The organism is Bacteroides clarus YIT 12056 (genome assembly GCF_900129655.1).
Taxonomy (GTDB): Bacteria; Bacteroidota; Bacteroidia; order Bacteroidales; family Bacteroidaceae; genus Bacteroides; species Bacteroides clarus.
Genome location: NZ_FQWK01000003.1, coordinates 11,536 through 33,398 on the forward strand (window position 1 = coordinate 11,536; position 21,863 = coordinate 33,398).

Consider the following 21,863-nt stretch of genomic DNA (forward strand, 5'->3'; position numbering starts at 1 on the left):
TGGCCGGATTTAACAAAATATCCACCCTATTTTATCAAAAAAGACAATATTTACAACTAATAATCCGAATAATATGGCTATTTTTGCGGCGTAAACGAACTGAAAGTTGATTATTTTACTCAAGAAGCAAACAAAACATCAGAAATTTTTATAGATTGGCTTATGAAATTATTCTACCGTTTTTCAGTTATGGCAGCCATAGCCGGAACTTTGGCGTTTGCCGGTTGCACGGATGATGTGTACGATCCTGAAAGGGGGATTCAGACGGAACCGAAAGAAAATCCGTTAGGAGAAGATTTCGCCGCCCCTGACGGTTTTAACTGGTCTATGATTAACACCGTAAATCTGAACGTCGAGGTAAACGACGAGTTTGACGGTCGATACAAGTACCTTATCGAAGTATTCACCGCCAACCCGATATCCGATGTAAGCGCCGCGCCTATCGCAGTGGGTACCGCCGATAAGGACGGAAACTACAACGCGGAAATCAACGTCTCCAAAGCAACCGCGAGACTGTTCATCCGTCAGACCGACCCAAAGCAGCGCAAGGAAGTCTACGAATACGACATTCCCGAAAACGGCGGAGCATTGGAGTGTAAGTTATACAGCGTTTCAACCGGCACAAAAACAAGAGCGGCAAGCAGAGTTACAGCCAATTCCAACCCGGCAGCCGAAGCAGCCCGAGCAGCCGGCATAACGGAAATCGCCGATAAGGAATATAAAGAAGCGGAAGTCATCCCCGCCGTCCCGGGCACATCGGACGGCTATATCTCCGACAATCCTTGGGATGAAGGCGTACTGGCCGACGGCGCCGAGTATATTATAGGAAAGGAATACACTTCAGCCTCTCCCTACCTTGTGCAGCTAAGAACAAACAGAGGCAGGGCAACCGTATTCGTACAAGGTGTTTGGAAACTAAGCGATAATCATTCAAACCTCGATATATACGTAATGAATGGCGGTAAAATCATCGCCAACGCCCTTACCGTCGGCAACAACAATACCCTCGCCCTGCAAAGCGGCGGCAGCCTCGAATGTACCTCTCTCAAATTAGGATGCCCCACCAAGAATTTCGGAAGCATCAAGGTCGGCAAAGAGCTGAGCATGAATCTCGGAAACCGCCCGGAATTATTTAACGCGGGGAACATCGAAGCAGACGATGAAATCACTATCAACGGCAGCAACGTCATCAATCACGGCACATTAAGCGCCCATGAATTCAACTTCGTAAATGCCCGGATACTGAACAAGGCGGATTTAACCAGCGCCACCGATATAGACCTCAACGGCAGTCAGCTATTCAACTACGGCAATATCAGCTTCGACGAAGCGGACGGTGAAATAGAAACCAACAACTCCACCGCAACCGCCATCGTCAACCACTATGAAGCCCGCATCAGCGGTCATGAAATAGAAGGCGGCCTGTCCGTCTACAACGACGGTTTCATCGAAACATCCAAATTCACGAACTCGTCATCCGATGTTCTATACAACAGTTGCACCGTCATCGTCAAAAAGGAATTCAAGTTCAGAAACGTGACATTAAACAAAGGCTCCATCACTGCCGGCCGTGCCGACGAAACCGACACCGAATGGCTGCCCGTACCCGAAATAGAAACCCTGAGCAATGCCAGGTTCACGCTGACAGACGGCTCCATGATTAAAGCCAAAGAGTTCAGAGTAAAACGCGGCGACGTCATTTTCCGGGCGGTGAACGTCACCAACGACGACAAGTCGATGATTAAGGCCGGAACAATTAAATTCGAGCAACCCACTACCGTCCAATTGTTAAGCAACAATCTGGTCATAGAAGGAAAGATAGAAGGCCCCGACCGGTATCGCCCGTTTAAAAAGAACGAAAGCGTCAATACCGGTTATGACGAATCCAAATACACTATCGAGACTTGCGGCGGCATCTACGACGAAGGCAACAAAGGCGAAGAAGAGAAAGACCCCGACTTCCCCATCGAAATCGAAGATAGCGACGTATACACTTTCGCCTTCGAGGACAACTGGCCTGTATACGGTGACTTTGACATGAACGACCTCGTAATCGTAATGTCCAGAAAAGAGCTGCAAGTAGACAAAAACGGCATCGTGACCCGCCTCAGAATGACCCTCGAATTACGCGCGACAGGCGCCACCAAGACATTGGGAGCAGGCATCCGCTTCACCAAATTCCCCCGAAACATGAAGCCCGATAAATTCAGAATCGGCGGTGAGGACGTATCATTCGAGGAGCGGCAAAGCATCCCCACCTATATCCTCTTCGGTGACGCGCGCACCGAATTGTGGGGCGGCCGATACACCGACACGGAGAAGCGCATCAACACCATTGTCGGCGGCCCGTTCAAGAAGGACACCAAGGAATACAACATTATCATGGAAATTCCCGCCTCTGCCAACGTGAAGCCGGAAGACCTGAATATCAACCACATCGATATCTTTGCCATCACAGCTCCCGCCACAGCCAAAGGAAAGCGTACGGAAGTGCACATAGCGGGCTTCGCTCCGACCGACTTGGGCGGTACTCATTACTTCAACAGCGGTAACGACGGCTCATCCGCCGCCGAAAACAGGTACTATCTCAGCCAAGAGAACCTTGCCTGGGCGGTCGTGATTCCCCAAGAGTTCGCATGGCCTGCGGAGAACAAGAAAGTCACGATGGTATACGATAAGTTCCGGTCGTGGATTACCACCGGCGGACAACAAGACAACGACTGGTACCGGTCGCACAACCAAGACGTATATCCTATTGAAAATCTGACTCCGCTCAATAAAGACTAAAGTACACCGATATACACATTCTCACGTTTTTTCTCACTTTGCCGTTAAAGTAGGTTAACAAGTCTTCATTGTTATTAGCAATCGGACGAGTTTAATAAAAAATAATAGTTACTTTTGTTACTGCATAGTAAACAAACAAAGCAACAGCGCTATAATAAACAGAGCAATGAAAAAAATCTTATTGGTTGATGACAAAGCCACCATAGGCCGCGTACTCAAGATCTATTTAGGGACAGAATACGACCTGGAATATTTTGAAAACCCCTTAAAGGCCCTTGAGTGGCTTAACGAAGGCAATATTCCCGACCTTATCATCTCCGACATCCACATGCCCCATATGCGTGGCAACGAATTCCTGTACTATCTGAAAGGAAACGAGCTGTTCAGGCACATCCCCGTAGTGATGCTCTCCAGTGAGGAAAGCACCGTCGAGCGCATCCAGTTGCTCGAAGCCGGGGCGGCGGATTACATACTCAAGCCATTCAACCCGCTGGAACTCAGGGCGCGCATCAAGAAATACATCTAAAAAAGCAGCAAGGAAGATATGTTATATTATATCTACATAGGAAACGGCCAAACCGCCATCGACCATCTGAGCAAGGTTACGGATGGCATGTTCGTTACTGTTTCCTGCGCCGATAAAGCGGCCGTCATCATAGACGGCATCCGCGAACGGTATAACACATCCATCCTTTACGAGCAAACCGACCCCGGAAAGGACTGCCTCGACATCGCCTGCCTTCACAGGAGATTTCCACGCGTCTACATCACCCTTATCACCGAAGGATTACAGGCAGAAGAGCGCAAGGCCTATCTGCTGGCAGGCGTCAGCAACACACTGCCGCCGCAGGCCGACGCAGAGAGCATCCGCAGCATGACCCGGTTCCTGCAGATACGCCAAAAGCACAAAATGCAGGAATTCAGCCGTACCCACCGGAAGATGCTCAACACGTTTCACCTGCCCGCATGGAAACGCGCGTTCGACGTATTATTCGCCGCATGCGCATTGGTACTCCTTTCTCCGCTGCTCATCGGCACAGCCGTCGCCATCCGTCTCGAGAGCAAAGGCAAGGTCATTTACAAGTCGCAACGTGTAGGCAGTAATTACCGGATATTCAACTTCCTGAAATTCCGTTCCATGTACACCGATGCGGACAAACGGCTGAAAGAGCTCAACGCCCTCAACCAGTACAAGCTGGAAGAAGAAATAGCGGACTGCACTCCCGACATCCGTTTCGACGAGCTTACAGGCTCCCCCGACGAAGAAGCCGACCTGCTGATTTCGGACGATTTCATCATACCGGAGAAAGATTTTTTGAAACAAAAAGCCCAATCCAAAGAAAGCCCGTTTGTCAAGATAGAGAACGACCCGCGCGTCACACGCATCGGCCGTTTCATCCGCAAATACAGCATCGACGAGCTTCCACAGCTATTCAACGTTCTAAAGGGCGACATGAGCATCGTAGGCAACCGCCCTCTCCCGCTCTACGAAGCCGAGCTGCTGACCAGCGACGCGTACATAGACCGCTTCATGGCGCCTTCCGGACTGACCGGGCTTTGGCAAGTGGAGAAACGCGGCGGAGCCGGCAAGATGTCGGCGGAAGAACGGAAGCAGCTCGACATCAAATACGCGCAGGAATTCAGTTTCCTGCTGGACATGAAGATACTTCTCAGGACGTTCACCGCTTTTGTACAGAAAGAAAACGTGTAATCATTAAAACCAAAAACAAAACAGACGAATGATAAAAGCCCGTACATATACCTTATTACATCTCTGTGCAGTTACACTTATTCTGTTCCTGTCACCCCTGCCTGCCGGCGCCCAGAAAGACATGACGCGTGAAGAGCGAATCAAAATCCTGGAAGCGTTGAAAGAGAGCGACGCCATTCTGGAAAAGAGCGTCTCGGGAGACAACCTGCCGGAGACGCGGCACTACATAGAAGGCTTCGAGCTGCCGCCCCTTTCCGTATTCATGGATGCCGTGATAGAAAACGCCACCGTAAAACGGGCGCAGTCCCAGGTAGAGCAGGTAAAGAACCAGTACCGCATAGAAAAAAGGAACTGGTGGAACTACTTCCGGCTGAACGGGAACTACGCCTACGGGCGTTACAACGTGCTGAACGACAACAGCGACTCCTTCACCGACTGGTATCAGTCCACCACAGCCAGCTCCCGCCACACCTTCAACGTAGGCGCCAGCTTCAGCGTAGGCCTCGGCGATTTGTTCAACCGCCCGCTCCGGCTGAAAAACTATCGTTACAACATCGAACAACTCCAATACACGCAGGAAGAAGTGATGGAAGAACGGCGGCTCAAAGTGCTGGAAGCCTATAACAATGTGACGGCGCAACTGGCAACCATCAAAGCCAAAGCGGAGAATGCCGCCCTCTACAACGCCCAGATGAAAATCTCGGAGAACAATTTCATACAAGGCAAAATAGACATCATCTCGCTGTCACTGGAGCGCGCGCGCCGTTCCGGGGCGGTGACTTCCTATGCCGAGGCGCGCGTCTCGCTGCATAACGCCATCATTTTACTCGAGATGCTGACCAACGTAAAAATAATCAAAGGGAAATAAAGTCTTATGGATATAGTACAGTTTATAGCCCAATTCTTTTACCGCATCCGTTACTGGCTGTTGTGGGGCGGATTCATCGTCACCGTGCTGGTGGCGTACTTCACCCAGTTCCTGCCATTCAGCTATACTGTAAACAGCAATATCTACGCCGGCGTCACCAACGTCACCAACATCGACGGCAGCAAGGTCGAGAACATCAGCAGTACGTTCGACAATCTCATCAACATCGCCAAGTCCAAAAGCACCCTGGAGCAAGTCTCGCTCCGCCTGCTGGCCACCAACCTTGTGTATGGCGAGGAGTGGCAAGACAATATGTACATCCAGGCAAAGCACTACCGCCAACTCCTGCAAAGGACTCCCAAAGAAGTGCTGGCTCTGGTAGACCGTTCCTCGTTGGAGAAGACCGTCGGGAACCTGCAAAAATACCGTCAGGAAAGCGCCGCGAACTTCGTATATTCCATGTTCAGCCGTCCCACGGAGTTTTACGGCTTCGAGGCGCTCGACCAAATCATCGTAAAGCGTCTGGGCACGAGCGACCTGATAAGCTTCACCTACACAAGTCCCGACCCGGGCATCACCCAAAACACCATCCGGATTTTAGAGGACGAGCTTATCAAGGCATACGAAATACTCCGTTTCAGCGCCACCAACAGCGCCATCGCTTACTTTGAGGAGCAAGTGAGGCTCGCCAAAATCAACCTCAACAAAGAAGAAGACAACCTGATGCGCTATAACGTAGAACATTCGGTAATCAACTACGACAACCAGAGCAAGGAGCTGGCCATCACCAAATACGACCTGGACGACCGCGAGGAACTCGCCCGGCGCACCTACCGGAGCGCTGTGGCGCTCCGCCGGATGCTGGAAGACAAAATGGACATCCGCGCCAAGATAATCCGCGACAACACCAAGCTGCTCAAAGAGCTTGAGAAAGTAACGGAGCTGAACCAGAACATTCTGGAGCAGGAAATCTTCTCGACGGACACGGAGCTGAAAGACAACAGGCAGTTGCAGCAAAACAAAACCGATTTACGGAACTCCGAAGACAGAATCAGCCATATTTCCGACAACCTCAACGAATACAATTTCACCAAAGAAGGGGTCGGCATCGATAATATGGTAACGGAATGGCTGGTGGCGTGCATCAACGAGGCCAAGGCGCAGGCCGAGCTGAAAGTCCTTCGCGAGCGCCGGAACGACATCCTGAACCAATACCGGGAATTCGCCCCCGTGGGCACGCAGGTCAACCGCAAGGAGCGCGCCATCGGCATAGCCGAGGACACCTACCGCGAACAGCTCCGCGGCCTGTCCGAAGCGCGGCTCCGCCTGCAAAACATCAAAATGACCACCGCCAACCTGCAAATCATCGCCCCGCCCGAGTTCCCGCTCACCGACAACGGGCGCAAGCGCATGCTCTACATCGTGGCAGCCCTGATAGGCAGTTTGATATTCATCACTTTCTACTTCCTCATCATCGAGCTAATAGACCGTACGCTCCGTGACGCCGAACGCAGCCACCGCCTTAGCGGCCTGCCCGTCATCGCCGCGTTCAACGGCATCAGCAACCTGAAATTCCGGGGATTCCTGAAAGTATGCAACCGCCGTGCCGCCGCCTACTCCTGCCACCGGCTCAACAAATACCTGGCAACAGGCCGTCCCACCGTCATCAACCTGCTCAGCATGGAAGAACGGGAAGGCAAGAGCTTCCTGGCCAAATACTTTGCCGACCATTGGGCGTCCGAGGGGCTCCGCACCCGTATCGTAAGGCACGGCGTCGATTTTGAAACCAACGACAAGAAATACATCCGGGCGCAGCGGCTATCCGACTTCTGGGAGTTGAACTCCGCCGAGCAGATACCCGATATCATCCTCGTGGAATACCCGTCCGTAAGCAGCTCCAGCCTGCCTCTGGCCGTGCTGAAACAGGCCGATTTCAACCTGCTCATAGCCAATGCCTGCCGTTTGTGGGGTAAGAACGACGACATCAACCTGAAATCCATCAAAGAAATGCTGGGTGACACCCCGTTATCGCTTTACCTCAACAATGCCGACCGTGAAGTCGTGGAATCATTCACCGGCGAATTACCGCCCAAGACACCACTCCACAGCTTCGTCAGCCGATTGTCGCAACTGGGACTGACCGCCAAAAAAGCCGCCGTAAAATGAGCATCAAGCGAAGTTACATATCATCTCCCACCCTCACCTTTGCCATACTCTGCATCGGGTTAGGCTGCATCGTGGCGGCCACCCTGCGGCAAAATCTGGCGATAGCGGCACTGGTGGCCGTGCTGCCCGCCCTCTTATGCATCCTGATTCTGCATCTCCGCAAGCCGGAACGCTTCATCTTCCTGCTGTTCATCTTCAATTACTTCTTCACCCCGCTGGCCCGTTACAGCCGGCAGGACGGGCTCAGCGTACTGTCGGACGTCATCTGGTGGAGCGTACTGCTTATCATCATCATCCAGACCGCGCTGCGCTACCGTTTCCCCTGGAAGCAGGCCGCCAACATCCTCACCATAGGGGGCGCGGCGCTGGCGGTATACTGCCTGATGGAAGTCGTCAACCCCACCGCGTCCCTGGAAGCGTGGATTTATTCCAGAGGATTCATTTACAACACGTTCCTCGTCTCCTTAATCACGGTGCTGCTGGCAACGTCCTACAAGCAAATCGGCCGGCTGATGTTCCTGTTCTCCCTACTGACGCTCATCGCCATACTGAAAGGCTTCTGGCAGAAATTCATCGGGTTCGACGCCATCGAGTACGATGTCCTGATGGAAAGCGGCATGTACAAGACGCACCTGCTGCCCCAAATCACCCGCTATTTCTCTATTTTCACCGATGCGGGCAATTACGGTTCCAACATGGGATTCACCTGCGTACTGTTCGGCATCACCGGCCTGTTCAGCAAGAAACCCGGCCTGAAAACATATTACCTCTGCGTCTCCGCGCTTTCACTGTACTCCATGTTCACTACGGGCACCCGGGGAGCCATCGTGGTGCCTCTGGGCGGCCTGCTGCTCTTCGCGCTTATCAGTAAAAACATCAGGCTGATGAGCGCCGCCACGGTGGGGGGAATATGCATCTACGTCTTCTTCGCGTTTACATACGCGGGCGAGAGCAACTACATGATACGGCGTATGCGCACGGCGTTCCGTCCGAATAAAGACGCGTCCTATCTGGTAAGAAAACAGAACAGGCAAAAGCTGGCGGAATACCTCAGAAACAAGCCCTTCGGCGAAGGTCTCGGCCTGGGCGGCGTGGAAGCCCGGAGATTCGGCAACAGACTGACCACCACCATCCCCAACGACTCCACCTACGTCAAGATATGGACGGAAACGGGCATCGTAGGCATCATCCTCTACCTGCTGATTTACGCGGGCAGCCTGCTGTGGGGATGCTACTACATCATGTTCAAGGTGAGGAACGACGAGCTGCGCCACCTGCTCACCGCGCTTGCCTGCGGCGTATTCGGCATGATGCTCAGCGCATACGGGAACGCGTTTTTCACCCAGTTCCCCACCGGCATCATGATGATTATGTTCCTGGGCATACTGATGAACGGGAAATATATAGACGAACGTCTGACGATTGAAAAACAACAAGCATTATTAACCGCAACTAAAAAAGATTCGACGCTATGATGTCCGATATTTTTAACATATTCAGTATAGACTGGTGGATGGATGAGAACAACAACGCGTTACAAATGACAGATTCCGTCCTGTTCCTGCTGCTGGCCATTCCGGTGGCCTACTTGCTTCTTTGCGCGCTCTTCTCGCTCGGAAAGTACAGGAACCCCTACCCGGCGGCAGCCGTACAGCACCGTTTCCTGGTGCTTTTCACGGTGTTGCGCAACGGGAAAGAGGTGATTGAATCCATCAACCGCTTTCTGGACACCCAGCAATACCCGCGCGACAAGTACGACGTGGCCGTAGCGGCCACCCAACTGCCCGAAGAAGACCTTATCACCCTGCTGCAAATGCCCGTAAACATCGTAGTGCCCGACAAGGAGTACTGCACCAAGGTCTACGCCATCCAGCAGGTGATGGAACGCTATGCTCCCGACGAATACGACATGATTGTGCTCTTCAATTCCGACAACCACATCGTGCCGAACGCCCTCAGCCTGTTCAACGACGCCTATTACTCCGGCTGCGACTCCATCCAGGCGCACCGCATGGCGGAGAACCTGAACACCAGCATCGCCGTCCTCAATGCCACCAGCGAGGAAATCAACAACAATCTTTTCCGTCTGGCGCACACCCGCATGGGCTTTTCCTCGGCTCTCATCGGTTCGGCCATGGCGTTCGATTTCGTCATGTTCCACGAACGCGCTCCCAAGTTGAAAGGCTCCGACATAAGCAAGGCGATGGAAACCGCCCTGCTGGAGCAGAACATCTACACCGAATACCTGGCGGAAGTGGTGTGTTACAGCAAGAAAGAGGACAACGCCGACGGCTACCAGACACAGCGCATCAGTTGGATACGCGCGCAGTACACCAGCACATTCTTCGCGCTGAGGTATCTCCCGCTGGTGCTGCTGAAAGGCGAATGGGACTACGCCCTCAAACTGTTCCAGTGGCTGATGCCTTCCCGTTTCCTGCTTATCGCGCTGGTGCTGCTGTGCACCGCGGGCGTCACCCTGCTGGACTGGACGCTGGCTCCCAAGTGGTACGTGCTGTTTGCCGCGCTTATCCTCGCTTTCCTCATGGCGCTGCCCGAAGGAGAGGCCAGCCGCCGTCTCCGCAAGGCCATCTGGGCGCTCCCGGTGCTTATGTTCACAGCCGTATTCAGCCATATCAAACGGTTCTTCCATAAAAAGAGATAAGGAGCGCACAACATGAAGATAGCCATAGAAGCCCAACGGATTTTCCGTCCCGACAAGCACGGCATGGATTTCGTAGCGCTGGAAACCATCCGCGAATTGCAGAAGCGGAACGACGGCAACGAATATTACATCATCGTCGCTCCGGGCGCCGACCGTTGCCTGGAAGAGTCCGCCAACCTCTCCATCGTGGAAGTGGCGTGCCCCACCTACCCGCTTTGGGAGCAGACAGCCCTGCCGCTGGCGGTGAAACGCCTGGGCGCCGACCTGCTGCACTGCACGTCCAATACAGCCCCGCTATGCTGTCCGGTTCCGCTGGTGCTGACACTTCACGACATCATCTATCTGGAGCCCCGCCTGCACCGCAGCCCCTCGCTCTATCAGGAAATGGGGTGGCACTACCGCCGCCTCACCGTGCCCCGGATTCTGAAGAAATGCCGGAAAATCATCACCGTCTCGCACTTTGAGCGCAACCGCATCCGCGAAGCCCTGAACATCCCCGCAGACCGCATCACGACCATCTACAACGGCTGCAACAAGCATTTCCGCCCGATGGACGACATAGACATGCAGGTAGTAAACCGCTATATCCCCCAAAAAGACTTCCTGTTCTTCCTGGGCAACACAGACCCCAAAAAGAACGCCGCGCGGGTGCTGAAAGCCTACCGCCTCTATCTGGAACAGTCGTCCGTAAAGCGTCCGCTACTCATCGCCGACCTCACAGAAAGCCGCATAGACAGCCTGCTTCAGCAGGAAGGCATCGGCAACGCCCTGAAACAGCACCTCTACTACCCGGGCTACATCCGCAACGCCGACCTCGCCACGCTGTATAACGCCGCGTTCGCCTTCCTCTACCCCTCGCTGCGCGAGAGTTTCGGCATCCCGCTGGTGGAAGCCATGGCCTGCGGCACTCCCGTCATTACGGGAAACACCTCTTCCATGCCCGAAGTGGGCGGCCCCGGCATACTGGCCATAGACCCCTGCCGGCCGGAAGAGATAGCCCGCGCGGTGCTGCGTCTCGAAAACGAGGACACGCTCTACCGGCGGCAGCGGAAATACGGACTGCTGCGCGCCCGGCAATTCTCGTGGGAAAAGACGGCCGACGAGCTGATTCAAGTATATCGTTCCCTATTCAAATAACCGCCGCCCCATGAAAATCCTTTTCCTCGTCTTCTACGGATTCCAAGAGTACAACGGTATCAGCAAGAAAATCGGCTACCAGGCGGACGCCCTCAGGCAATGCGGGGCGGATGTCCGCGTCTGCCGCTACGAGGTCGCCGGCGACGGCAGCCGTAAGTGGATGACAGACGAAGAAGTGCTCGCCGATTTGGGCAAGGGAATACCCGCCAAGCTCAAAAAGCGGCTGTCGTTCGCCCCCATCCTGCGATACGTCCGCCGGGAAGGCATCCGGTGCGTCTATATCCGTTCCTACCACAACGCCAACCCCTTCACCATACACTTCGTGAGGACACTGAAAAAGCAAGGCGTCGGCGTGTTGCTGGAGATACCCACATACCCCTACGACCACGAATACGCTTCCGTCAGGGAGAAAGCGCAGCTGTATACGGACAAGCTGTTCCGCCGCGCCTTCTGCAAGTACGTCGATTTCATCGTCACCTTCTCCGACGACGAGCGCATATTCGGCCGCCCCACCATCCGCATATCCAACGGAATAGATTTCGACCGCATCCCCCTGCGCTCCCCCCGGCACGGCACAGCCGGAGAGCTGAACCTGATAGGAGTTGCCGAAATCCACTTCTGGCACGGCTTCGACCGCCTGCTGAAAGGTCTGGGAGAGTATTACAGCGGCCATCCCGAATATAAAGTCCGCTTCCACCTGGTAGGCAAACCGAGCGGCAGGCGCGAAGCGGAAGAAATCGCGGCGCCCATCCGCCGCTACCGCCTGCAACCGTTCGTCACCCTGTACGGAGCAAAGCACGGCGAGGAGCTGGACGCGCTTTTCAACCGGGCGGACTTCGCCGTAGGCAGCCTGGCACGGCATCGCAGCGGCATATACAACATCAAGACGCTGAAAAACAGGGAATACGCGGCGCGCGGATTCGGTTTCGTCTACTCCGAGACGGACGACGACTTCGACCGCATGCCCTACACGTTCAAAGTCCCCGCCGACGACAGCCCCGTCAGCATCCCCGCCCTGATAGAGTTTTACCAAAGCATGACCGTGACGCCGCCGGAAATAAGAGATTCCATCCGCCACCTCTCCTGGCGGGAACAGATGAAGAAAGTATATGAACATATCGTACGAATGAAAAAATAGAACGCCATGCCCGAAGTCTCCGTCATCATCCCCATATACAACACCGCCGCCTACCTGCGCAAGGCGCTGGACAGCATTTGCGACCAGACCTTGAAAGAGCTGGAGATAATCCTCATTGACGACGGCTCCACCGACGGAAGCCGCGGCATCATTGAAGAATACGCGGAACGCGACGCGCGGATACGGTGGCACGCGCAGCCCAACCAAGGTCAGGGAGTGGCGCGCAACACCGCCCTGGCGCTTGCCACGGGCAGGTATATATACTTCATGGACAGCGACGACCTGTTGGGCAGGGACGCCCTGCGGCACTGCCACGAAGAATGCGAGCGGCACAAGCTGGACTTCGCTTTCTTCGATGCCGAAACCATCCTGGAAGACCGCCACACGCCGAACCTCTACGATTACCGCAGAAAAGGCATCGTGGATGAAAACAAGCTGTGGAACGGCATCGAGCTGTTGGACTTCGAGATAAATCACCGCAAGCTGCTTATCTCGCCGTGCCTGTTCTTCACAAGACGCTCCTTTCTGGAGCGATGCTTCAAGGGGTTCCCCTCAGGAATTATCCACGAAGACCATGTCTTCGCGATGGATGTGCTGCTGAACGCCCGTCGGGCGCGCTATATAGCGCAACCCTACTTCAAGCGCAGGGTGCGGGGCAGCTCCACCATGACCGGCCGCTTCGGAATGCGCAACATCGAGGGATACACCGCCGTATGCACCCGGATGCGCGCGCTCGGAGAGGAACGCCCCGAATGGAAAGCGGTTATCGGCAAATACCTGTCCTACACCCTGAACGATGTAATCTGGGCGGGACACCGGATGTCGCTGCTCGAAAAAGTGGAAACCGCCTGCCGCTTCAGACGCCTGCGGCTCGGAAAGTACGTCAGTTTCAGGAACTGGGCTGTGTTCTGGCTGAAAAAGAAATAGGAAAAGACCATGAAAGCGCTTGTCTCCATCATCACCGTCAACTACAACGGGCTGCGCGACACCTGCGAAATGATAGACTCCTTCCGCAGCCGCGAAACCTATCCGCGATACGAAATCATCGTTGTGGACAACGGCTCGCGCCTGCCCGAGGCGGAAGAGATACAGGAACGATACAGGGACAACCCCGTGCCGGGCGGCTCCTTATCAGGCAGCCCCGTCTCCTTTCCCCCCGTCAAAGTGGTGCGGAACATCAACAACGGCTTTGCCGGCGGCAACAATGCCGGACTGAAAGCGGCCGAAGGCGATTATCTCTTTTTCATCAACAACGACACCCTCATCAAAGAGCCGGTACTGGATGCGCTGGTGCGGCGCATAGAGAGCGATTCGCGACGCAACGGCGGCGTGTCGCCCATGCTGAAGTTCGCCGCCCGTCCGGACACCCTGCAATACGCGGGCTTCACCCCCCTGAGCCCCGTCACCCTGCGCAACGCGGCCATAGGCTTTATGCAGCAAGACAGCCCCCGCTTCCGTATCCCCCGCGAAACCGCCTCGCTGCATGGAGCCGCCATGATGGTGAGCCGGCGGGCGTTGCAGGACGCAGGCACCATGAGCGAGGTCTATTTCCTGTTTTACGAGGAGCTGGACTGGTCGGCACAGCTCCGGAAAGCCGGCTACCGCCTGTGGTACGAGCCCGCCGCCGTGGTCTACCACAAGGAAGGCATGACGGCGAGGCGGGGCAGCCCGACACGCGAATTCTACCTGTCGCGCGCACGCATGCTGTTCGCCCGCCGCAACCTGCGGGGCATCGGCAAATACCTGTCGTGCGCCTACCTCTGCATCCTCGCCGCCCCCAAAAAGGCGGCCGTGTACCTGCTGCACGGGCAGGTCGCGCTGGCCAAAGCCACGATATGCGGCACCTGCGAAGGGATATATAAAAATATCCGAACCGCCTGACATTCCGAAAGAAGTGCTACCTTTGCAGGCGTTATTTTTTTAGTATTTGAGTATGAAAAAATTTTTAAGGTAACCATAACGCTGAACAACAAAGCGTTTTGGGTATTCGAGGGAGAAACCAAGTACACGATGAAAGAGCTGGTTATCGCCGAAATCATCAAGCTGATAATCTTCCGGACGTTCAGGTCGGACACGAAAGCCAGTTACAGGGCAAGCGCCGAACTGATTCCCGCCGGACACCGCATCGAAGTCGTGAAACAGGTAAGGGAAAAGGAGAAAGAGTAGAAAAATCCCGGAATTATACATCTTTTAACCTACTCACGGTTTCCAAGTATTTTCAAACCGTATTACACTGCAACACAACAGCATGAGCGTATATAGACCGTAGTAAATCAGGCTATATACGCTATTTTTTATGCCTACCTTCGTGCCGATAATACAAGCGTACGAATAAATAAAATTGATACATGAAACGCAATTTCTACTTACAACATCCCATCATGGCGATGAACGATCCCCGAATGAAAAAACTCATAGACAAGGAAAGGTTGAAAGGCTCCGGAGCCTATTGGTTCATCATCGAAAAACTGGCGTTGCTGCCCGAACCGCGCGCGCAACTGGAATATCTGCAACCGTTCTGCGTAGGCCGGAAAATCCCCCTGTCGTACTTGCAGAAAATCATCCGCGAATACGACCTTTTCATCTTCGACGAGGACAACTATTTCACGCCCGCCGAACTGAATCCCGCCAAGAAAAAGGATGAAAAAAGTGTCGAAAATGTTTCGGGAACTGACGTTTCAGTGTCCGAAAACAACCGAAAAGTGCAAAAAACGTCTCGGAAGAAAGCGGAAAAAGAGAGTTTGAAAGTCGGTAACAGCCTAAACGGCAGCCTGTTGCCAAAAGATACTCCCGCAATCGGTAAAGAGAATATAAAAGATATAAAAACAACAGCAACAACAGAAGAAAAAGAAGAGACCGCCGCCGATGCCGCTACTCTTCCTTCGGTTTGTTCGTCCGGCAGCACACCCCCGCCGCCGCCATCCGTCACGGTAACCGTCTGCGACGAATGGGACGAGCCACGCCGGCCGCAGCACCCCATCCGCCCCTGGCGTGAACTGGTGGACGAACTGGGGCGCAACCGTCTGTGGATGGAAATGGCCTGCATGAGAAGCGGCTACGGAGCCATGCTGGCACGCCACCTGCCGGAAGCCATAGAGTTCTTCAAGCAGCACGTGGAGCTGTACGGCAAAGGAGACAACCTGCTGACCGAAAGCGATGTACGCTCCTACTTCGTGAATTTCGTGAGTGCCGGCGGACGCACCTCGAAAGCGCTGTTCAAGGAGCTGACGGACAACGAAGCCCGGAAGAAATCCGAGCTCCGGGAGTCCTCTGCCGACCCGCTGCGATACGAGCAAATCGTCAACGGGAAGCGAACCTACCTGGGCTGCCCCATCCCCGACGACGCCCCGCCCCGTCCCGACCCAAACGCCGTCTGGAACGAGGAACTGTGCCTGTGGATGTCCGGCAGGAAGAACAAAGGGAAGCCCGACTGAAAGCGGGCAGTCCGACAACTCCGAGCAGGCAGTCCGGCGGTCGCAAGCCCGCAGTCCGGTGGTCATAAGCAGGCAGTCCGGCAGCCGTAAGCAGGCAGTTCAAGAGCGCTGCCCCCACAGTTCGTCACCGCCGAGCCCGCAACCCGAAGTATCCGGGCTCACAACCCGAAATCCATTCACCCCAAACCATCCCCCATGTTCGACTTCAGAAAACATAACATCAATACCCGTGGCCGCAGCAGCGGCAAAATCAAAACCACCTGTCCGCAATGCAACGACACCCGCGGCCACAAAGGCGACCGTTCGCTATCCGTAGACCTCGACAAGGGGCTGTGCTACTGCCACCACTGCGGCTACACCCTGCACATCCCCGACGATGCCGAAGAACGCCGGCGGCAGGAACGGATAGACCGCTACCGCAAATCCGTCCTGCTGCCCTCGCACTTCCGGCGTCCCGTGTTCAACGCTTCCAAAACCGGCCGCAGCGAGGCGCTGGAACGCTACTGGACGGAAGAACGCTGCCTCAGGCAAGAGCTGCTCGACGAGCTCCGCATCACCGAACAGCGCGAATGGATGCCCCAAAGCGAGAAAGAAGAGAACTGCCTCTGCTTCAACTACTTCGAGGGTGATACCCTCGTCAACACCAAGTTCCGCAGCGGACAGAAGCATTTCAAAATGGTGAAGGACGCCGAGCTCATCCCCTACAACATCAACGGCATACTGGGCACCCGCCAGGCCGTCATCACCGAAGGCGAGTTCGACGCCTGCGCCCTGATGACCGCCACCGGACGGCGCGACATCATCTCCGTGCCCGCCGGCGCACAAAGCAACCTCACCTGGATAGACCGCTTCGTGGAGAGCCACTTCGAGGACAAGGAAACCGTCTACATCGCCGTAGACGAGGATGCCGCCGGAGAAGTGCTGCGCCGTGAGCTCGTCCGCCGTCTGGGCGCGGAATGTTGCAAGATAGTGCGCTACGGAGCCGGCTGCAAGGACAGCAACGAGCATCTGATTCGTTACGGCGCGGACAGCCTCGCCATCTGCCTGCAACAGGCCGAGGAAATTCCCATAGAGGGCGTAGCCACCGCCGACGATTGCAGCGAGCAGTTGCGCGCCCTCTACGAAAACGGACTGCAAGGCGGCGCCGAAACGGGCTGGGAGAACCTGGACGCCCACTGCACGTTCGAGCTGGGGCGGCTCGTGGTGATAACAGGCCGTCCGGGCGACGGAAAATCCGAGTTCACCGACGAGCTCGTGCTCCGCCTGCGTCTGCGCCACGGCTGGAAAACAGCCTATTACAGCCCTGAGAACCTGCCCGTGGAGTACCACCTCAAGAAGATTGCCGACAAGCTGTTGGGACGTAACTTCGCCCCCGGCTACGGCATGACCGAGGAACTGTACGACCAAGCCCGCCAATGGCTGGCGGCCAACGTGACCCATATCCTGCCCGGTGACGGCGCCTACCGCATAGACGACATCCTGCTCAAAGCCCGCCAACTGGTACGCCGCCGCGGCGTGCGCACCCTCGTGATAGACCCCATGAACCGTCTGGAGCAGGACAGCGGCATGACGGAACGCGACTTCATCCGCTCCGTGCTGAACAAGCTCTGCCGCTTTGCCCAGCGCAACCGTTGCCTCGTCATCCTCGTAGCCCACCCCCGCAAGGTCAACCGCAACGAAGCCACCGGAGAACTGCGCCGTGTGGAGATGAACGACATCAACGGCTCCGCCGACTTCGGCAACATGACGGACTACTGTATCGACGTAGACCGTAACGACAAGAAGCAAATCGTAACCATTTATATTGACAAAGTGCGCTTCAAGCATCTGGGCAGTGCAGGCACCTGCGCCAAGTTCGTCTACAACTTCATCAGCGGGCGCTACTTCCCTTGCGAAGAGGGTATCGTGCATACTCCGGACGGCGACAGTCCGGGCCCCGTAGACACGCGGTTCGACAATGCAAATTGGTTGAAAAATAATGAGGAACAAGGTTGCCTGTTCCACTGAAAATGCGTATCTTTGAAGCAATCAACTATCTGAATATCAAAACCTGAACATGTATAGACTATGATGAAAAATGATGCTTCTTTCATTGCTGAAGCCCCCTTCTCCATCCGCAGCTACGGCAAAGGAGAACTGGCGATGTGTTATATCCGCAACGTGGCGCAACAGAGTGCCGTAAACCTGTTTAACGAATGGATCCGTACCGCCCCCGGACTGGAACAACGCCTGCTGGCCACGGGCATGAACCCCGCCGCCCGCCGGTATACCCCCGCGCAAGTGCGGCTGATGGTGAGTGTTTTCGGAGAACCTTAAAGGGTTCTTCGGGAAAACTCCCGAAACGTTGCGGCTGTAACTGTCGTTGTGATTCTCTGCGGTTCTCGGTGACTCTCGGTGACTCTCGGTAATTCCCTGCAACTCTCTGCAATTCCCTGCAACTCCCTGCAATCCTCTGCAACTCCCTGCAATCCTCTGCAACTCCCTGCAATCCTCTGCAACTCCCTGCAATCCTCTGCAACTCCCTGCAATCCTCTGCAACTCCCTGCAATCCTCTGCAACTCCCTGCAATCCTCTGCAACTCCCTGCAATCCTCTGCAACTCCCTGCAATTCCCTGTAATCCCCCGTAATTCTCTCCCAATCTCCCCCAACCCTTGCAAAGCTCCTTTCGTACCGGCACGCCGCCGTATCTTTGTATCAACGAAACGAAAAGGAGAAAACTCGCCGCGGAGAAGCCATCCCCGTCGTTCCGGAAACAATTGACAATTCATTAAAAAGTAACGAAATGACAAAAGCAAAAGCATTAGTAATGCGTACGCAGCGACACAAGAAAATAGGCGACAATACCTCGCCGATGGTCTACACGCTGAGACGCAAGCCAAAAGACGCTAAGATTCTCGACCTCGAACGCATCGCGCAAGACATCGAGGCACTGGGCAGCATGTCCGCCGAAGACGTGGTACACGTAGGCAGAGCTCTCGTCCGCCAGATACGGCAGACGCTGACGGACGGAAATAACGTCCGCCTGGACGGGTTCGGTATCTTCTATACCACCTTCAAGTGTCGCGCCACCGAGGCCGCCAAAGATTGTACGGTGAAAAACATCGAACGGGTGAATATCCGCTTCAAAGTAGCGAACACGCTCCGTTTGGAAAACGACACCAACGCCACGACCAAAGGCAACCCCAACACCTTGATTTTTGAGCTGGTGTCCGAAGACGGCGTTTCCGGCGGCGGAAACAATGGCGGCGGCAGCGGCGGAGACAACGGTGAAGAGGAGAACCCGCTGGGATAAGGGAATTTTACGAACCGATAATCGGGATTTATCATTTATAACTTAAAAACAAAAGAATATGAGTAAAAGTACAGGAATCTGGGACACAGTCTTGAAAGTAATCATCGCCGTAGCTTCCGCCGTTCTCGGCGTTTTCGGAGCCAACGCGATGACGTTCTAAAAGAGTGACGGTACACACCGTACGAGAGGATGCGCCGCCCCGGTGATGGGAACGAGGCCATCCTCTTCTTTTTTATCCGCTTTATCTGCGCCGGAAGCGCCTTACCAGCGAACGCATCCCCGCCGAGCAGCAATAAAAGCCGCCGCACAATATCAGCAGGAACACCAGCGACGACACCAGCGCATACACCATCCACATGCCATAGCCCTGAGACGGTTCCGGCAGCGGAAGGAAACAGAGAACCACGTCCGTCAGCCCCCACGAAAGGACGGCAAGCAGCAGGTAAAGGAATATATTCTTCCAATAGGACATGACGGGCATTCCGAACCCTTCCTTATAAAGGAGATAGGGTTTCCAAACGCTGACGACGGTCAGCGAACTGGCTACATCGCCCAGCAACACGCCCGGAAGCCCCCACAGGAAGCCGCCCGCCAATGCCACCGCCACCGTGATTGCCAGCGTCGCCACCGCCGCCCATGTGTCGTGAAACAGTCCGTAACCGAAGATAAACTGGTCGTTCGTGCCTCTGAACTGGCTGATGAAGAAGTTGGTGAGGATAATAACCAACACGGAACGGGGCAATACGTACTCCTCGCCCAGCCACACCGTAATGAACGGGTCTGTCAGATGATAGAGCGCGAATGTCAGGAACGACGCTATCAGGAAACGCAGCGAGCTCAGCTCCCAAAAGACTTGCTGGATGCGCTTCACATCTCCCTCGGCTATCAGGTTGCCCACGCCCGCTCCGGTACTGCCCAGAAAATTGTCGACAAACTGGTTCAGCTTGGTGAGCAACAGCATATAGTTGCCGTAATACGCCACCAGCTTCAGTGAGGTAAACGCGTACACCAGAAAAGGCAAAAGCTGCGTCCTGCCCATTCCCGCCAGTTTATGTACAAACATCTGGCGGGCTTTACGCACGATAATCTTATTCTCCGGATACTTCCGCCTGCCTTCCGCCACCTCGCACTTCAGCCACGGATATACCCGGTTTATCTTCCAATTCAGGATGAACGAGTACAGAATGCCGAATATCAGCTCGATGGCTATCCACAGGTAGAAGCTGCCCACATGGCACGCCAACGCCGTTTGCAGGAGTATCTTGACGATATTGGCCGTTTGGAAGTAGACGGTGACCACATAATTGCGCTGGTCGGCGCCAAGCAGGGTCTGCCGGTAATTGACGAAGTAACCGATGAGGGCGGAAGCCAAAAAGGCGAAATAAGCAAAATAGATTACTCCGAAACGAATACCGGCACCGGCGAATATGTAAGGCAGAAAACAGGCGAGCAGCAGCCCGGCGCCCAAAATCAGCAACCCCACATTGCGATAGAGATAGCCCAGCACCGAGATGATTTCCTTTATCTTGTCCCGGTTGCCGTCGAAAATCGGTTTGTAAAGCACATAGCCGATGGAAGCTCCGATGCCCAGCTCGGCCAGATTGAGAAAGCCCAGCAGGTTCTGCATCGTCCCCGTCAGCCCGACAAAGTCCGCCCCCAGCTTCTCAAGAAATATCTTTCTGGAGAAAAAGGAGATGAAAAGGGTGACAAGGTAGAAGAATACATTGACACGCGCGTTCAGATAGCTTTTCTTCAGGCGGGATTCTGACATAGGCACTTTTTTAACTTTGCCGACAGCAAGCCGGAAAATGTTTCATAAACCATATCGGGACATTCCATACGCGTATAAATCCACACGGCTTTCAAATATCCCCGCCAGCCAAAATGCTTCCGGCACAACTGTACGTAATAGTAGCGGTTCACGCGTTTGTCCCGCTCCCCTATTTTCCGCATGAAACGGTTGTACCGGCACGATACCCGAACGCGCGCCAGCAGGTTCTCAAGCACAACGCCGTAGTACAAAGAGTTCTTGCGAACCGTGGCGCAATATATGGCTTGGGAGCAGAGAGCCGTTTTCCGGGCGTAATAATCGCTGTATGCCGAAAACATCACGTCGTTTCCTGCCGGAGTTTCATCGAAACGAATCCGGTGGTTCCGCACCAGGCTTGCGGATATCATCTTCGCCCACGGCACTCCGTTCTTATATCTCAGCGCTTCCCAATCGGCATCCTCACGTATCCGGCCGTAATATTCCTGCCGGGATTCCACCTGCCGGAGCGTATCCGAGTCCGTGCTCTCCGCCCGAAAAACAATCATGTCGTAATCCGTAAGGGCGAATGTATCCAGCACATCCAAAAATCCCGGAAGAAAGAAATCGTCGGCATCGGCAAACAACAGCCAGCGACCCTTCGCCACGGCCAACCCGCAGTTGCGCGCGTATCCGGCTCCCTTGCTTTCGGACGTATGGATAATCTCCGTGTCCTTACGCTCGCTCCCCGGAAAGTTGTCAAAATCTACAACGGCAGGCGAACTGTTATCGTCTACTATCACAACCTGGATATCCTGCCGTAACGGTATGGAATCAAGACAGCGTTGCAATAACAACGGAATATTCTTGTGAGGAATTATTATCGTATAGGTATATGCAAAGTCCATTTCAAGAGTTTT

Annotated in this window: 20 protein-coding genes; 18 read left to right on the top strand and 2 right to left on the bottom strand. The window is 54.6% G+C overall.

The window, feature by feature from the left end; genetic code table 11:
* Positions 1–162: 162 nt before the first annotated feature.
* The 18 genes from BUB52_RS04695 (at position 163) to BUB52_RS15715 (ending at position 19,356) form a co-directional block, all read left to right on the top strand.
* Positions 163–2,787, top strand: a complete 2,625-nt coding sequence (locus BUB52_RS04695; RefSeq protein WP_039951223.1) for an LruC domain-containing protein — start codon at positions 163–165, stop codon at positions 2,785–2,787.
* A 166-nt stretch (positions 2,788–2,953) separates the two neighbouring features.
* Positions 2,954–3,313: a response regulator gene (locus tag BUB52_RS04700; protein ID WP_009123371.1), complete on the top strand. Its 360-nt coding sequence runs from the start codon at positions 2,954–2,956 to the stop codon at positions 3,311–3,313.
* Positions 3,314–3,331: 18 nt separating this feature from the next.
* Positions 3,332–4,498 carry a sugar transferase gene (locus BUB52_RS04705; RefSeq protein WP_009123370.1) on the top strand — a complete coding sequence of 389 codons (1,167 nt, stop codon included), beginning with the start codon at positions 3,332–3,334 and terminating at the stop codon, positions 4,496–4,498.
* A 28-nt stretch (positions 4,499–4,526) separates the two neighbouring features.
* Entirely contained in the window at positions 4,527–5,366 is an 840-nt protein-coding gene (locus BUB52_RS04710; RefSeq protein WP_009123369.1) for a TolC family protein, read from the top strand.
* A gap of 6 nt (positions 5,367–5,372) precedes the next feature.
* Complete coding sequence (locus tag BUB52_RS04715) at positions 5,373–7,532, top strand: GumC family protein (RefSeq protein ID WP_009123368.1); 2,160 nt, start codon at positions 5,373–5,375, stop codon at positions 7,530–7,532.
* Positions 7,529–9,007: an O-antigen ligase family protein gene (locus tag BUB52_RS04720; RefSeq protein ID WP_009123367.1), complete on the top strand. Its 1,479-nt coding sequence runs from the start codon at positions 7,529–7,531 to the stop codon at positions 9,005–9,007. The genes BUB52_RS04715 and BUB52_RS04720 overlap by 4 nt, the downstream gene beginning before the upstream one ends.
* On the top strand, positions 9,004–10,194 hold the full coding sequence (locus tag BUB52_RS04725; protein WP_009123366.1) for a glycosyltransferase family 2 protein: 1,191 nt from the start codon (positions 9,004–9,006) through the stop codon (positions 10,192–10,194). Before BUB52_RS04720 ends, BUB52_RS04725 begins: the two co-directional genes overlap by 4 nt.
* Before the next feature lie 12 nt (positions 10,195–10,206).
* On the top strand, positions 10,207–11,331 hold the full coding sequence (locus tag BUB52_RS04730) for a glycosyltransferase family 4 protein (RefSeq protein WP_039951222.1): 1,125 nt from the start codon (positions 10,207–10,209) through the stop codon (positions 11,329–11,331).
* A gap of 10 nt (positions 11,332–11,341) precedes the next feature.
* The gene (locus BUB52_RS04735; RefSeq protein WP_009123363.1) at positions 11,342–12,469 is read left to right on the top strand and encodes a glycosyltransferase family protein; all 1,128 of its coding nucleotides are present in this window, start codon (positions 11,342–11,344) and stop codon (positions 12,467–12,469) included.
* A 6-nt stretch (positions 12,470–12,475) separates the two neighbouring features.
* Positions 12,476–13,396, top strand: coding sequence for a glycosyltransferase (locus BUB52_RS04740; protein WP_039951221.1), 921 nt, complete (start codon positions 12,476–12,478; stop codon positions 13,394–13,396).
* Between the two features lie 9 nt (positions 13,397–13,405).
* On the top strand, positions 13,406–14,350 hold the full coding sequence (locus BUB52_RS04745) for a glycosyltransferase family 2 protein (protein ID WP_009123361.1): 945 nt from the start codon (positions 13,406–13,408) through the stop codon (positions 14,348–14,350).
* 129 nt (positions 14,351–14,479) lie between these two features.
* A complete protein-coding gene (locus tag BUB52_RS15710) occupies positions 14,480–14,635 on the top strand; it encodes a hypothetical protein (RefSeq protein WP_009123360.1) in 156 nt (51 codons plus the stop codon).
* 182 nt (positions 14,636–14,817) lie between these two features.
* Positions 14,818–15,903 carry a DUF7833 domain-containing protein gene (locus BUB52_RS04750; RefSeq protein ID WP_009123359.1) on the top strand — a complete coding sequence of 362 codons (1,086 nt, stop codon included), beginning with the start codon at positions 14,818–14,820 and terminating at the stop codon, positions 15,901–15,903.
* A 195-nt stretch (positions 15,904–16,098) separates the two neighbouring features.
* Positions 16,099–17,910, top strand: coding sequence for a DnaB-like helicase C-terminal domain-containing protein (locus BUB52_RS04755; protein WP_009123358.1), 1,812 nt, complete (start codon positions 16,099–16,101; stop codon positions 17,908–17,910).
* Positions 17,911–17,970: 60 nt separating this feature from the next.
* Positions 17,971–18,219, top strand: a complete 249-nt coding sequence (locus tag BUB52_RS04760) for a DUF4248 domain-containing protein (protein ID WP_022217563.1) — start codon at positions 17,971–17,973, stop codon at positions 18,217–18,219.
* A gap of 78 nt (positions 18,220–18,297) precedes the next feature.
* A complete protein-coding gene (locus BUB52_RS15550) occupies positions 18,298–18,531 on the top strand; it encodes a hypothetical protein (RefSeq protein ID WP_139259692.1) in 234 nt (77 codons plus the stop codon).
* Between the two features lie 155 nt (positions 18,532–18,686).
* Positions 18,687–19,196, top strand: coding sequence for an HU family DNA-binding protein (locus BUB52_RS04770; RefSeq protein ID WP_039950686.1), 510 nt, complete (start codon positions 18,687–18,689; stop codon positions 19,194–19,196).
* 58 nt (positions 19,197–19,254) lie between these two features.
* On the top strand, positions 19,255–19,356 hold the full coding sequence (locus BUB52_RS15715) for a smalltalk protein (RefSeq protein WP_022217561.1): 102 nt from the start codon (positions 19,255–19,257) through the stop codon (positions 19,354–19,356).
* Between the two features lie 81 nt (positions 19,357–19,437).
* On the opposite strand, the gene BUB52_RS04775 is transcribed toward BUB52_RS15715, so the two are convergent.
* Entirely contained in the window at positions 19,438–20,967 is a 1,530-nt protein-coding gene (locus BUB52_RS04775; RefSeq protein WP_039950670.1) for a lipopolysaccharide biosynthesis protein, read from the bottom strand.
* A complete protein-coding gene (locus BUB52_RS04780) occupies positions 20,949–21,851 on the bottom strand; it encodes a glycosyltransferase family 2 protein (RefSeq protein WP_039950685.1) in 903 nt (300 codons plus the stop codon). Before BUB52_RS04780 ends, BUB52_RS04775 begins: the two co-directional genes overlap by 19 nt.
* Positions 21,852–21,863: the final 12 nt, after the last annotated feature.